Below are 16,003 nucleotides of genomic sequence, written 5' to 3' on the forward strand. Positions count from 1 at the left end.
GACCGGTCCGGCCGCGTCGGCCGAGCGGCAGGCGTGCGAGAACCGTTGACAAAACGGTGACACGACTGCAACCTGTGACTCGCAAAAAGATGGTTATACAGCTCAATTTTTTGCACTGCTGATGAAACTTCGCAGCATGGGCCCACGGCCGGCCCGGTCCCGCGGGCTGTCCGCTCTCGTCGATCTTCTCGTTCCGAACGTTCCGACCGTTCCGACAGGACAGAGGACACCATGAAACGGAAACAGCTCCGCTGGCGGCTGATCATCGGCGCGGTACTCGCCGGTCTGATCGCCGTCGGGCTCCTGCCCGTCTCCGCCTCGGCGGCCGCCGGCCCCAATCTGGCGCTGGGGAAGACGGCCACGGCGAGCGGCTCGGAGGGGAACCACCCCGCCGCCAATGTCACCGACGGCAGCCAGCCCTCGTACTGGGAGGGACCGGCCAACTCGTTCCCGCAGTGGATCAGGGTCGATCTGGGCAGCAGCGCAGAGGTCGACCAGGTGGTGCTCAAACTGCCGGCCTCGTGGGAGGCCCGCACCCAGGCGCTGAGCGTCCAGGGCAGCACCGACGGGGTCAACTTCAGCACCCTGTCCGCCTCGCAGGGCCGGTCCTTCGCCCCGGCCTCGGGCAACACCGTGACCGTCGACTTCCCGGTCTCGTCCGTCCGGTACGTACGGGTGAACATCACCGGCAACACGACCTGGCCCGCGGCGCAGGTCTCCGAGTTCGAGATCTACGGTCCTGACAACGGCGGCGGCGAGGGAGGCGAAGGGGGCGAAGATCCCCAGGGCACCAACCTGGCGGTCGGCAAGCCGATCGAGGCCTCTTCCTCGGTCTTCACCTTTGTCGCGCGCAACGCCAACGACGGCAATGTGGGCACCTACTGGGAGTCCGCGGGCCACCCGTCGAACCTGACGGTGAAGCTCGGCGCCAACGCCGACATCACCGGCGTGGTGCTCAAGCTCAACCCCGACGCGGTCTGGGGGACCCGGACCCAGAGCATCCAGGTCCTGGGCCGCGACCAGGCCGCGACCGGCTTCACCTCGCTGGCCGCCCGCGCCAACTACACCTTCAACCCGGCCACGAACCAGAACTCGGTCACCATCCCGGTCACCGGACGCGCCGCCGACGTACAGCTCCAGATCTTCAGCAACACCGGCGCGAGCGGCGGACAGGTCGCCGAGCTCCAGGTCATCGGAACCCCGGCGCCCAACCCGGACCTGACCGTCACCGGACTGTCGTGGACCCCCGCCGCCCCGGTGGAGAGCGACACGGTCACGGTCAACGCGACCGTACGGAACGCCGGAACGGCCGCCTCCGGAGCGACCACCGTCAATGTCAGCCTGGGCGGAACGGTCGCGGGCAGCGCCGCGGTCGGCGGGCTCGCGGCGGGCGCCTCGGCCACCGTCCCGGTGAGCGTCGGGAAGCGGCCGATGGGCAGCTACCGGGTCTCGGCGCTGGTGGACCCGACCGACACGGTCGTCGAGCAGGACAACGACAACAACAGCTTCACCGCGACCCCCGAGCTGGTGGTCGCGCAGAGCCCCGGACCCGATCTCCAGGTCCTCGGTGTCGAGACCAACCCGCAGAACCCGGCCGTCGGAGCGGCGGTCCGCTTCACCGTGGCGGTGAAGAACCGCGGAACCACCAGCTCCGCCGCCACCACGGTCACCCGGGTGGTGGTGGGCGGCACCACGCTCAACACGGACACCCCGGCGATCGCGGCGGGCGCCACGGTGAATGTCAGCGTCAACGGCACCTGGACCGCCACCAACGGCGGCGCCACGATCGTCGCCACCGCCGACGCGACCAACACCGTCGCCGAGACCAACGAGACCAACAACGCGTTCTCGCACTCGATCGTGGTCGGGCGCGGGGCGGCGGTCCCGTATGTCGAGTACGAGGCCGAGGCCGCGCGGTACCAGGGCACCCTGCTGGAGACCGACCCGCTGCGCACCTTCGGGCACACCAACTTCGCCACCGAGTCCTCAGGGCGCAAGTCGGTACGGCTCAACTCCACCGGCCAGTTCGTCGAGTTCACCTCGACGAACCCGTCGAACTCGATCGTGGTGCGCAACTCGATCCCGGACGCCCCGAACGGCGGCGGCGCCGAGGCCACCATCAGCCTCTACATCAATGACACCTTCTCCAGGAAGCTCACCCTCTCCTCGAAATACAGTTGGCTGTACGGCGACACCGACGGCCCCGAGGCGCTGACCAACACGCCCCAGGCCGACGCGCGGCGCCTCTTCGACGAGTCGCACGCCCTGCTGCCGACGACCTACCCGGCCGGCACCAAGTTCCGCCTCCAGCGCGACGCCGCCGACTCGGCCTCCTTCTACATCATCGACCTGATCGATCTTGAGCAGGTCGCTCCCCCGGCGGCCAAGCCCGCCGAGTGCACCTCCATCACCGCGTACGGCGCCGTCCCCGACGACGGCATCGACGACACGGCCGCCATCCAGCGGGCGGTGACGGCCGACCAGGAAGGCGCCATCGCGTGCGTCTGGATCCCGGCGGGGCAGTGGCGGCAGGAGAAGAAGATCCTGACGGACGACCCGCTGGACCGGGGCCAGTACAACCAGGTCGGCATCCGCGATGTCACGATCCGGGGCGCCGGAATGTGGCACTCCCAGCTCTATACCCTCACCGAGCCGCACCAGGCCGTCGGCAGCATCAACCACCCGCACGAGGGCAACTTCGGCTTCGACATTGACGACAACACCCAGATATCCGACATCGCCATCTTCGGCTCCGGCACGATCCGCGGCGGCCCGGGCGGCGCGGAAGGCGGCGTCGGCCTGAACGGGCGGTTCGGCAAGAACACCAAGATCTCCAATGTCTGGCTGGAACACGCCAATGTGGGTGTCTGGGTCGGCCGTGACTACGACAACATCCCCGACCTCTGGGGACCGGGCGACGGACTCCAGTTCAGCGGTATGCGTATCCGCAACACGTATGCCGACGGCATCAACTTCACCAATGGCACCAGCAATTCGCGGGTGTTCAACTCGTCCTTCCGCAATACGGGCGACGACTCGCTGGCGGTCTGGGCCAACCGGTATGTGAAGAACCCGTCGGTGGACATCGCGCACGACAACCAGTTCCTCAACAACACCATCCAACTGCCCTGGCGGGCCAATGGTGTCGCGGTCTACGGCGGCTACGGCAACAAGATCGAGAACAATCTGATCTACGACACCATGAACTACCCGGGCATCATGCTGGCGACGGACCACGACCCGCTGCCCTTCTCCGGCCAGACCCTGATCGCCAACAACGCCCTGCACCGCACGGGCGGCGCGTTCTGGAACGAGGACCAGGAGTTCGGCGCGATCACGCTGTTCCCGCAGGCCAGGGATATCCCGGGGGTCACGATCCGGGACACCGACATCATTGACTCGACGTACGACGGAATCCAGTTCAAGACCGGCGGCGGCAATATGCCGAACGTCGCGATCACGAACGTACGGATCGACAAGTCGAACAACGGAGCCGGAATCCTGGCGATGAGCGGCGCGCGGGGCAACGCGACGCTGACGAATGTGACGATCACGAATTCGGCGGACGGCAATGTGGTCACGCAGCCGGGATCGAGCTTCGTGATCACGGGCGCCACGTCCACGGCGTCCGGGGGCAAGGCCCCGCGCCCGACCCAGGCGGTCCGCTCCCGCACCCGGGACTGACCCGCACCACGCCCCCGCCGGGGACCTCGGCCACCCGCGCCGACGGTCCCCGGCGGCCCCACCCGCACAGACCGCTCTCCCCACCGAGCCTCCCCAGCCCCGGGCCCGGTGGGGAGAGCTTTGTGGTTTCACATATCGCAGACTGCGGACCGCGGATCAGCAAGCATGATGCCTTCGTCTTTTTCTATGGCGCGGAAGGTTCGATCACGATCGGCCCGCCCGGGCCGAACAAAGGACGAATCCAGCCTTATGGCCCAGCCGCAAGCGAGCATGACCGAACATCCTCAAGCAAATAAGTTGGGAGTAGGATGCGGCCATTTTCCCTAAGACTGCCTCAAACGAGCAAGCAGCAAGACTGGAGAGTCTTCATCGGCATGGGCAACCCCTATCGAGAGATAACCACGCACAATCCTCCAGCACCCACTTTCAACGAAGTCGACGGAATCTTCTCTGACTTCCGACAACTCATCGAATGCGATCTCGACGGACAAAAGCTCAAGCACTTCATCACGAATGCGATGGAATCTATCAATCTGCGGAGAGTAATCCCCATTGACCGCGTCAACAAACTCCGCCCTACCCAAATCCGGGGGGATCATCTCGAAGATGAACTCCATGAAATCCTCAGCCCCTTCAGAGAAAATGGCGGCTAGCAGATTTCCATGACCCAATCTTCGAGGAAACGGCTCTACCGTGGCCCCAATCGGCACCCAGCCAGCTTGCGCACACAATTCCGCCAGGGACTCCGCAGGCAGGTCTCGAGTCGAGCGCACAATGCGCTCAATCACTTCAACCACGGGCTCTACAGTCATCACATCCCATTTCCCGGCACGTGCCAAACGGCTAGAGTTCCATTTCTCATCTCATTTGGGAACCACTCGCGAAATACTGCACCAAAGAACGCAGCACCCTGCGAATTTGACACCGCATATCGAACCCCATTACCACCCAGGGCCGAGTTCAATCCCAGCAACTTTCCAGCCTGATCAACGACGCCATCTTCATTGAAGTAGTTGGATGGATGATAGGGAGAACTTCCCCACTGATTTTCATTGCCAGCCCATTTCGCTTCAACCATATAGCCCTCAGATGTCGGCCCTCCATCAACCTTGATTATCCGCCCATCGTTTCGCCAAACTTGTTCGAAATCTTGCCCCGTGACTCGCACCTGGTAACGGAAACCCGGCCTTGCCAACTCCTTCGGTGTAAGTTTCTGATTCTTAACAAAAGTCGGGCCGCAAGTATTGTGGACCAGGACCGGCGTGGTGCCTGCCAGCACATAGTACGTGTGGAGTTTGGCGACGGTGAAGTTGTACGTGCGGACGTGGTCCGTGTAGGCGCGGTTGCCGACGATCCTCGCCGTGGTGCCATCCGCGGTGCTCAGCGTTGTGCCGGGTTTGAGGTCGGCGGCGTTGACCCAGGCGTTTTGTTTGGGGACCCAGAAGGGGTGTTCGGCCGTGGCGGTGATCTTCTTCTTGCCGCCGGCCGTCGTGATCGTGAGCTCGTTGAGCTTTTTCTCGCCCTCGGACGGGAGGAGTTCGGTGACGGGCTGGGCGCTTGTCTCGCCCGTTGCCGGGTTGGTGGCGAGGACCTTGTCACCGACCTCGATGTCCTCGATGTTCTTCGAGGTGCCGTCGGCGAGAAGGACCGGAGTGCCGGCGAGGAAGCACTGGGCCGTGCCCGCCCCGGCTCGTGCTGACGCTCCGCCCTTGCCGGGAAGCTTCGAGACCGCGGCTTTGACGCCCTTGCCGATCGACTGGCCGACGGCGGTTTGGGCGATCTTGCCGACCGCCATGCCGGCGAGCTTGCCCACGCCCGCGCCGACGATCCCGCTGACCGCTCCGACCGCGGCACCCTTGCCCGCCGCGGACACATATCCACCGAGGCTGTGGTCGGCCTTGGGATCGATGGCGTTCCCGACGGCTCCGGCCACCGCGCCCGCGGCGGCTCCGCAGGCCGTTCCCACGACGACGGCACCGACTCCTGCGGTGGCCGCGCCCGCAGCGGCTGCGCCGATGCCGCACCCGACCCCGACGACGACCTCGGTGACGACGGTGATGACGGTGACGTGTTCCCGTGCGAAGCCCTTGACCCTGCACAGCCAGTCGCACGGGGCGGGCTTCGTCACCGTGACGGTCTTGGTGGTGGTGTAGGTGACGGTGGTGGCGCTGCCCGAGGAGGGCCCCGGGGGCGGGGGCGGCGGAGCGCTGTAGCTCGGGCCGCCGCTGCGGTTGGCCATCGCCATCAGGCCGGTGGGGTCACTGCTGCTGATGGGGCTGTTGTTGGCGTACGCGTACCCGTTCATCTGGAGCGGGTCGGCGATGTCTATGACCGGGTCCGCGGAGAGGAATCGACCTGCGGCCTGGTCGTACTCACGGGCGCCGATATGGGTCAGGCCGGTGGCGGCGTCGTCGATTCCGACGCCGAGGTAGCTGCGCTTGTTCGGCCAGGTCGACGGCTTGGGGCCGCGAGACTCTCCGTACGGCTTGAAGGCCCGTCGGGTGACCGTCTGGGTGCCGCCCAGTTCGACGGTGGTGTTGGCGGTGCCGAGGTGATCGGCGAGGAGGACGTTGAGTTTGTGGCCGGTGGTCGCGCCGTCAACGGTGGTACGGACGACCGTGGGAGCGCCCGGATGGGCGTAGGCGCGGGAGGACCGGATGATCTTGCCGGTGCTGTCCGTGGTCAGCTCGGTCTCGCCCAGATACAGGGTCGACCCGGTGGGCGAGTTCTCCAGAATCCGGTTGCCGTCGGCGTCGTAGACGTATGTCGTCTTGACGCCGTCGTCGGTGATCGTGGAGAGCTTGTTCTCGGCCGTCCACTCCAACTGCTGTGTGGTGGCAGCGAGATCGCGGACCTTGGTATTGCCGACCGCGTCATTGGTGTAACTGCTGCCCTTGCCCGAGGGCGTGGAGCTGACCCAGGCCAGCGTGTGCGGCTGGCCGGCAGGCGGACCGGTCAGGCCGTAGCCGTACTTGTACGTGACGTTCTTGGCGGCGTCGGCCGTGTCGTGCTCGGTAAGGGTGGCGCGGTTGCCGAGCCAGTCGAAGGTGAAGGACTGGCGGTAGGCGGTGGCCCCGGTGGAGACCGTGCCGGTCGCGGGTGCTGCGGCGGCGAGGGAGGCAGTCAGTCCGGCGTCGGGGCTTGTGGTGTCGGCAGCCGCGTCAGGAGCATCGCTGACCGGCCCGCTGGAGGCCGTACCGTCCTCCTCGTAACCCCAGTTGGTGCCTCCGGAGGAGCGGCAGCCCGTTCCCGAGCCGCCAGGGGTGATGTTCGAGGTCCAGGCGTGGACCAGTTCACCCAGCGCGTCGTAGGTGTAGCACTGGTTGTCCCAGGTAGAGCCGGTGGCGTCGGTGAGCTTGCGGGCGTTGGAGGTGATGGTGCCCGAGGCGTCGTAAGAGTAGTAACTGTCCGCTATTCGGTGGCTGTTGGCGGTTTCCCGGTCCGCGACCGTGCGCTGGAGAGTCCCCGTGTGCTGATCGACGAAGTTGGTCGTCCACACTCGGTTCGGCTGCGCTCCGCTGACCGTACGCAGCACCTCTCCATAGGGCGAGAAGGTGACATCCGAGGTGTACCAGTCGAGGCCCGAAGTCGACTCCGCCAATCCGTCGGAGTCATAGCGGGTGACGACCTTCTCGGCCGCGAGACCACCCTTCGCCGGGAGGGTGACCGACAGAGGCTTTCCAGCGGGGGTGTACGCGTACGAGTAGGCGTACGTGCCGGACAGGCCCGCGGTCATTCCGTTGGCAGGGATGACCGTTTCGCGGCCGGTGGGCCGGTAGTCCGTGTCGTAGCCGGTGACCTGGTTGATGTAGTCGCCGCCGGAGTCGTGGCGGATCGAGGCGACCGGCTGCCCGACCGCGCCGGGCAGGGTGTCGTAGGTGAACTCCTTGACCGGACTGGCCGTCGCCGAACCCTCACGAACGGCTATGACACGGTCCAGCTTGTCGTACTGGGTGTGAACTGTCTTGCCCAGCGCGTCCTCGGACCTGATCTGACGATCGGCGTCGTCGTAGCCGAAAAGCGACGTGCCGGCGTCGGGGTCGGTGGACTTCGTCAGCCGGCCACGGACGTCGTACGAGTAGAGCCAGGCGTTGCCCGCCGGATCGGTCACCTTGGCGCGGTTGCCGCGTGCGTCGTACTGGTAGCTCGTTGTCCGGCCGGCGTCGGGGCCGGCGCTGGTGGTGTAGTGGTCGATCGCGCTGACGCGGCCCATCGCATCGGTATGTGTCTCGGTCGAGGGAGCGGTCGCGCCGGCAGGGTCGTTGTAGACGTAGTCGTCGCCGTAGTAGGTGTACGAGGCGTACTGGTAGTCGGCGCCGTGGTACTCGGACTCGCGGACCACACGTTCCAGTCCGTCGTAGCGCGTCTTGATCCTGCTCGGGACCAGGCTCTCGGATGTACGGGCGAACGGCTTGGTGGTCGGATTCCCCTTGGCGAGATAGCCTCCGGTCTTCTCCCACACCAAGCCGTGATCGTCGTACTTGGAGTCGGTGATAATCCGGCCCGCTCCATGGGCCTCCGTCTGGGTCTGCACCTCACGTGCCAGGCCGTCGTAGATGGTGACCTGGCTGCTGTAGCCGCCGTCGTCCTTGAGGGTTTTGACGGTGACGGCGGCCGGCTTGGTCTCCGTGGCCGTCGCGACGGCCGTCTGATAGGAGATCTGGACGTCCGGGTCCTTGCCTCCGGAGGAACGGGACGGAGACCAGCCTCTGACCAGGCGTCCGAGCCCGTCGTACTCGGTGCGGGTGACCCGGCCGTTGGTGTCGGTCACGGTCAATGGCAGGGCCCGGCCAGGGTCATAGGCCGTGATGGACGAGTGCCCCATGGCGTTGATCGTCTTGATCGATGTCACCGGACCACCGGTGTCGGCGGGGGTGTACTGCGTCTCACTGGTGCCGGTGAGAGGCGCGGTGACCTTCCGCACCCGGCCCAACGGGTCGTACGTCGTCGTGGTCACCAGGGAGTGGGAGGTGCCCTCGCCGTTGATGTCCGCCACCGAAGTGGGCAGTCCCTTGGTCGGGGCGTCTCCCCAGGCTTGATCGTCGTACGAGGTCTGGACCGAACTCAGCAACTGGGTCTTGGCGTCCGCGGTGGCGAAGCCGGAGCAGGGCGTCGCGGTGGACCGGGTGTCCTTCGGCTTGCCGATGATCCAGTCGGTGACGTTGTGGACGTAACTGGTCCGCATGCAGACCTGGTTGCTCAAGGCCTCGCCGGTGCCCTGGGGTTTGACGATCGACATCTGGATCTGGGTCGGCAGACCGTACGTGTCGTCCACCGTGGTCTCGGTCCGTATCGCTTGCCAACTGGTCTCGACGGTCTGGATGGCGTCCGTGCGCGCGACCCAGGTGCGATGGGCAAGCAGCGGGTCGAGATCGGTGCCGTCCTCGGCCTCTCGGGTGCGGGAGGCGGTCTGCTTGGACTTGGGGAAGGTGAGAGCGCGCTTGAGGAGCCGCCCCTCGGAGTGCTCGTAGGTCAGGGTCTCGGCGGTCATTCCGGCGAACTGCGGAGCGTCGTCGGCGAGCAGTTCCACCGCGCCCTTGGAGTCCTTGACCGCGCCGCCCGTGCCCTGGAAGTAGCGGGAGACCGAGTACGACTGCGACTCAGGGTCACCCTGCTGGGAACTGGATTTGCTGCCCTTGACGGTGGCGACCTGGCGGTAGCCGCGCCAGACGCTGTAGGTGCGCAGGGACGGCCGGGCGAGCTCGTCGTCGCTCTTGCTCCAGGCCGGGGAAGTGTACTTGTACGAAATCACGACGGGCTTGCCGTGTGTGGTTACCTTGTCGGTCTCGGTGACCGAGGCGACCACGTATTTGTTGAACCACGCCTTGGCCGGTGTCGTCTCCTCGCCATCGGGCGACCAGCGCACCGGATAGCACGTGCCGTTGTCCCTGCCCTTGTCGGTGGCCGGTTCGGCGGAGCAGCCGCCGGTGTACTCGACCTCGATGTCACCGCCGTTCTCGGTGGCCACGGTACCGATACGCGGCCGGGTGAACCCGGGGCGCTTGTCCCCCGGGCCGCTGGGCACGAGGTTGGGGAGCTGACGGTCCAGCAACCGCGTCTTCAGGGGCGAGGAGGAGCCAACCGTGTACTGGGCGAAGCTGACACCGTCCTTGGACTGGACGGTTCCTGTGCTGTCGCCGGGTGCGAAGCCGGTACGCGTCAGGGAGTTGAGCCACAGACCGGGGGACGTGTCGTACCAGTCGGCGGGGAAGGACTGGTGAAGCGTGTACGTGTCGACCTTGCCCAGCCCGGTCTGGCCCGGGCGGGCGGCCTTCGTCGTCACCGTGTCCAGACGCAGCCGGGTCCAGAAGGACGGGAAGGAAGGGCACAGCTTGGACGTGGACTTGCAGTTGAGGTTGCCGGGGGTGTCCCACCAGGGGCGGTAGGCACCGGGGTCGTCGGTCTTGTCGAAATTCGCCGCGTCACAGGCGCTGCCTTCCTTGAGGCAGCGCTGTTTGACGCCGAACTCGACGACGGCCGAGGGCTTGGTCAGGTCGGCGGTGCGTATCCCGTACTCGATGGAGACGGGGTAGGCAGCACGGTTGTAGCCCTCCGGTGAATTGTGCTTCTTGTTGACCGCGTAGTAGTTGGTCTCCTGCTTCCAGTTGACAATCATCGCGTTGCCGTGGACGTCGACGACCTTGTCCATGCCCCACTGCCACGCCTGCTGCTTGCCCGCACCGCAGCGGGAGTCGGCGAAGACGGCCGCGTGGCAGGGCTCTTCGGGGTGGTTGCCGTAGACGGGAACGGTGGAGACGGATCCGGTGTTGGCATGGCCGCCACCAACGGCGTTCAGACCGTAGTAGTACGTCGTACCGTCGGCAGTGGTGACAACCCAGTACTCGCCGTCGTTGTCACCGTTCGCCGCGCCGGTCTTCCGCTCGACGCGAGTACCGTCGTCGTTCTGCGGACGGTAAAGGTCACTCGTGCCGACCTGGACCAGCTCGGTGGTGCGGCCGTTCAGCGACATCACCGCGTTGTAGGACACCCAGCACAGGTCGGACGTCTTGTCCTTCTTGGCGGTGTTGTTGGGAGTCCCCGCCTTGAGGGGCTTAGTGTCGTCCTTGCAGGAGCGGTAGCGCCGCTCAATATGGCCCGGTTCGTAGTCCCAGCCCTCACCGATCCATGACGCCTGCGGCGATGAGACGGCCGTCTTGCCGTCCACCGCCTGCGAGTTGTACTCGAAGGAGATGTTGGGGGACGGACCGGCCGGAGTCGGCGGAATCGTCAGCGGATACGACCAGGTGAAGGCGCCGGAGGAACCACCGGCCGCCCACGTACCGCTGGAGGCCAGCGGAGTCGCCTTGAAGGAGCCGCCCGCTCCCGCGCCCGAGTCGGTGACCCCGAGCACCGCCGTGTCGCCGCCGGCCGCTGCCGCCTTGGTGCGGTAACCGGCCTGCACGACGGCCGTACCGCCGTTCCGAGCGGCCGAGGACGCCGAGGCGGGCGTGACCGTACCGTCCGCGGCCGGGTCCACGGTCGCGGTGACCGTACCGGTTCCGGTGTCGTTGACCGTCGCCAGTTCCTCGTACGCCTGGCACTCCTCAAGTCCGGGCGTCGCCAGATAGCACTCGGGGAACTGGACGAAGCGCAGGCGGGAGGCCCAGTCCGCACCATAGAGGTTCTTGAACTTCGCGTAGTCGAACTGCACCGACACCGGCACCGACCCGGTGGATGGCGCCTGCACGGTGACCACCGCGCCGTCCACGCCCTGCGCCACCGCGTCCGTGCGGCCGGCCACGGCGACCTGCCAGGTGCCGGTCGGCGCCGCCTCGCCGGGTGCCTGGCCCAGGCTGACGGGCAGGTCCTCGACCGGAGTCGTGGCTGCCTGTACCGCACTGTTGGAGCGCATGGAGGCGGTGAGCGCGCCGGAGCCGAAGGTGACGGCACCGCTGTCGGCGGGCGGGACGGTGGTCGTACCCGCCGGGGCCTGCGCCAGGTCCTCGGGCGTCTCGGTCTTGAGGCTGTCGAGATTCCGGTCGGCGGTCCTGCCCGGCACGAGCTGGTCCTGATCGAGCTTCTCCAGTACCAGTTCCTCGCGCCCGTCTTTGCCCGGCACCGGCGGAATCGCCAGCGCCTGTGTGGGCAGCAGGGCCACCAGCAGGGCCACGCCCAACGCGGGTACCACGGTGTGACGGACACGGCGCCGGCGACGGCGAGCTTCGGATTGACGAGACACGCCAGGATCCCCCCGGACCACCAGGCGCGGCACCGGGGTTGGGGCCGCACAGAATGTCGTGCAAGACGCGCCGATTCTGTGGGGGATCTGTAACGAAAGGCCAGAGAAGATGTGATCAAGTGATCATAGTCACGCCACGTATTGGATCAATCACCCATTCTATCGCGGGGAATGCCGGATAGATGGCCATAAGTGATCAGCGAGGTACACCTGAGACGCAATCCGGATCTAGCGCCCAGGAGGTGACTTTGGCATCCAACTAACCCGATGGGACAGCAGGATTCATTCGATTTTCCACCAATTTATGAGCAGCAGCAGCGCTGTTGAGTGAGGTCAGAGGATCAAGGGCACCCCAGCCCCGACGGTGCACTCCGAAGCCCGTCCGAAAATCCACAGGGTGACGGCTGCTCACTCATGGGTCATGATCTGCTCGCTCGTCCCGTGTGCTCAGGCCCGCGCGAGGAGCTCCGTATCTCCGGTCGGCGATCCGCCGAGTGCCGGGGCCGAGGGGGAGGGGTCTCACTCATGTCGCAACGCCGGTACCGACTGCCGGGCCAGCGCACCATCGCCCTGGCCTGCGCGGCGGCTGTCGCCGCGACCGGCCTGACATACGCCGGGCTACGGCTCGCGGATCCGGAGCCGGGCCCCGAGCCGACCACCGGTTCCGGAACTTCCCAGGTGAGCGAGTCGGATGCCATCACCCGGGCCGCGAAGACCGGCAAACCGGTGGAGGCCACCGCACTCCGGACTCCCTACTCGACAACCTGGGCGCGCCCGGACGGCCTGATGTCCCGTCGGGTTCATGTGTCGCCGGTCCGCGCCAAGGTCGGCGGCGAGTGGAAGCCCATCGACCGGTCGCTGCGGCGCACCGGCCGGGGCTGGGAGCCCAGAGCCACAAATACGAGCATGGTGTTCTCGGCCGGATCGGCGGGCGGCGCAGAACGTGACGAGCGCGCTTCCCGTACGACGGCTCTCAGGGCCCCGCTCCTGAAGGGCGCGGTCTCCGGGGCCGATGCGGCCGGAAATGCCCTGGTCACACTGCACTCCGACGGCCATGACATCCAGCTCACCTGGCCCGGTCCCGTCCCCGAGCCGATCATCGATGCGAACCGGGCGTTGTATCCCGAGATCATCCCGGGCGCGGATCTGGTCCTCACCGCGGACGACGACGGATTCGCCCAGCTCATCGTGGTGAAGAACCGTACTGCCGCCGCTGATCCCCGTATCGCCCAGCTCTCCTACGGTCTGTCCTCGCCCACCCTCACCTTCCGGCTCGACCCGAGATCCGACATCGTCAGCGCCGAGGACCCCTACGGCGACGAGGTGGCGATGTCCCCCTCACCGGTGATGTGGGACAACGCCGGCGCGACCGCCGTCACCGACGGACAGGTCGGCGCCACCGCCCAGCCCACCGCCCCCGAGGTCCTCCCCTCCGAAACGGCGACGCCCTCCGACGAGCCCTCGCCTTCGGCCAGTGCCGACGACGAAGTCGAGGCGGACGAGCAGACGGACCCCTACGCCGAGGTGCTCCCGTCCGCGAGCGACGAGTCCGCGCCACCCGTATCGGAATCGCCGCTGCCGCCGGCTCCCGCCGAGCCCACGCCCGCCCCCTCGCAGACCGGGCCGGACGCCACACTGTCTTTGCCCGGGCTCGACGGCCCGTCCCCCGACTCGCACGGCGCACTGGTCGACGCCGACCTGTCGGGCACCAACTGGGTGCTCACCCCTGACGCGGAGTTGCTGTCCGACCCGTCCACCGTCTTCCCGGTCTTCATCGACCCCTCTGTCAAGAAGCACACCCAGAACTGGACCACGGTCTACAACCGCTACCCGAAGGCCACCTTTTACAACGGGAAAGGCTTCAACAAGGGCGGCACCCACGAGGCACGGGTCGGCTTCGAGTCCGACACCTGGGGCACCTCGCGCTCGTTCTTCAACATCGATTTCGACGAGTCCCTGAAGGGCGCGGTCATCTCCAAAGCGACGCTCCAGGTCCTGGAGACCTACTCCTGGTCCTGCGACAGCCGTGCGATGAGTGTGCACCTCACCGACCGCATCGATTCCAAGAGCAACTGGAGCAACGCCCCCAGACTCCACGACGGCAACAAGATCGCCACAAAGAGCTTCGCACACGGCTACAAGTCCGGCTGCCGGGACGCGTATGAGACCTTCGACGTCAAAAAGGCCGCGCAGAAGACCGCCGACGCAGGCGGAAACAGCATCACCTTCGGCATGCGCGCCGTGAACGAGAAGTCGCAGTACTCCTGGAAGAAGTTCACCGCCAACGGCGAGAACGCCCCTGTCCTCGTACTCGTCTACAACCGTCGTCCCGGCGCGCCGACCTCCCTCGACCTCGGGCCCGAAGCCAAGTGCACCACCACCGAGCCATATGTCCGAATGGGCGCCGGTGAAATCACCTTCACCGCGTCTGCCGCCGACAAGGACAAGAACCTCGACCGCCTGGACTTCGATCTGTGGCCGACCGGCAAATGGGACACCACCGGCGATCTCCTCAAGGCCACCGGCAACAAGTCCGTGGGCGGGAACACCGACAGTGCCCGTGTCACCACTTCGGCATTCTCCACCAGCAAACTCACCAACAACACCGTGTACTCCTGGCGTGTACGAGCCTTCGACGACGCGAACGCCAGCTCCGCCTACTCGCCCAAGAACACCCCCTGCCGCTTTGTCCTGGACACAGCCGCGCCCAAACCGCCCAGAGTCTCCTCCACCGACTTCCCCAACGCCGACAGCAACGAGAACGGCTTCGGCACCCAGCCGGAGGACTCCATCTGGAGCGAGAAAAAGTTCGGCACCCCCGGCTCCTTCACCGTCCGTGCCCTCAACACCGACGTCGTGCGCTACGAGTACGGATTCAATTCCCCCAGTTACCCGTTCTCCCTGCCCCGCACCGCCGGCACCGCAACGACCGTCAGCGCCACGCTCTCCAACACCAAACCGCCCACTGCCGGCCCCAATGTGCTCTACGTACGGACCGTCGACGGCGCCGGCAATGTCTCCGAACCGACCAAATACTTCTTCTACGTCAGCCCCAGGGACCAAGCCGATGCACCCGGCGACTTCACCGGCGACAGACTGCCCGACCTGCTGACCGTCACCGAAGGCGGCAGTCTCTCCGTATACCCCTCACAGGCGACCAACGACCTCACCAAGGGCAGCGGAGACCTGGACTACGCCATGTCGGGCGCCTACCGCGACAACCCCGACAAGGACCCCAACGGCGACGACCTCCCGTACTACGTCAGCGCCTCCGGCCACTTCGACGGCGCACTCATCACCCACAACGGAGACATCTACGGCGGTGACGGCCTCCAGGACCTCGTCGCCCGCGTCGACGGCAAGCTCTGGGTCTACCCCGGAGACGGCTACGGCGCCGTGAACATCGACAAACGCCGCGAGATCCTCCTCCCAGCCGGAGCCCCCGACCCCAGCACCTTCACCCAGATCGTCTCCGCCGGCGACGCCACCGGAGACGGCAGAGCCGACTTCTTCGTCACCGTGGGAGACACGTTCTGGGTCCTCACGGGCTACAACGGCGCCACCGTCGAAAAGGCAACCAGGCTCGCCGGCGCCTCATGGACGCCCCGGGACATCGTCACCGTCCTGGACGTCACCGGTGACGGCGTCACCGACATGATCTTCCGCACCGACGAGACCGGACGGCTGATGCTCCGCACCGGTATCAAAGCGGCATCCGGCGGGGTCGACCTCAATTCCCTTGCCCAGGCCGTCAACTCGGCCGGTGGAGCGGACAGCCAGTACGGAGCCTCCGGCTGGTCCAGCACCGCCGTCCCCCACATCATGGGCACCCCCGACACCAACGGCGACTCCATCCCCGACATCTGGACCGTACGCTCCGACGGTTCCGTCCACCTCCACACCGGCAGCAGAACCGCCCTCACCGGCAACGGCACGGAGATCATCGGAGCCCAGAGCTGGTGGAAGACCCGCCAGACCATCGGCTGACCACTGACCCGCCGTACGAGACGGCCTCCGGCACTCGCCGGAGGCCCCGGCTCGGCTTTGGCTGGTGTCGATTGCGGCTTGAACTTCCCTATAACAAGGGCCCATTGACAGGGTCTTGGGGGGTGATCGATTATCGCGGAGCATGTGGTTCCG

4 protein-coding genes are annotated in these 16,003 nt (G+C 66.4%); 2 read left to right on the forward strand and 2 right to left on the reverse strand.

Annotated elements, in window-relative coordinates:
• The first annotated feature begins 231 nt into the window (after positions 1-231).
• Positions 232-3,684 (forward strand): CARDB domain-containing protein, encoded by a 3,453-nt coding sequence (locus KQY30_RS15185; protein WP_217307274.1) that lies wholly within the window; start codon positions 232-234, stop codon positions 3,682-3,684.
• Positions 3,685-4,007: 323 nt separating this feature from the next.
• On the opposite strand, the gene KQY30_RS15190 is transcribed toward KQY30_RS15185, so the two are convergent.
• Positions 4,008-4,481 carry a hypothetical protein gene (locus tag KQY30_RS15190; RefSeq protein WP_217307275.1) on the reverse strand — a complete coding sequence of 158 codons (474 nt, stop codon included), beginning with the start codon at positions 4,479-4,481 and terminating at the stop codon, positions 4,008-4,010.
• Between the two features lie 14 nt (positions 4,482-4,495).
• Positions 4,496-11,800, reverse strand: a complete 7,305-nt coding sequence (locus KQY30_RS15195; protein ID WP_254407597.1) for a polymorphic toxin-type HINT domain-containing protein — start codon at positions 11,798-11,800, stop codon at positions 4,496-4,498.
• Positions 11,801-12,388: 588 nt separating this feature from the next.
• On the opposite strand from KQY30_RS15195, the gene KQY30_RS15200 reads away from it, so the two are divergent.
• On the forward strand, positions 12,389-15,850 hold the full coding sequence (locus tag KQY30_RS15200; RefSeq protein WP_217307277.1) for a DNRLRE domain-containing protein: 3,462 nt from the start codon (positions 12,389-12,391) through the stop codon (positions 15,848-15,850).
• Positions 15,851-16,003: the final 153 nt, after the last annotated feature.

The organism is Streptomyces sp. GMY02 (genome assembly GCF_019056675.1).
Classification (GTDB): Bacteria; Actinomycetota; Actinomycetes; order Streptomycetales; family Streptomycetaceae; genus Streptomyces; species Streptomyces odonnellii.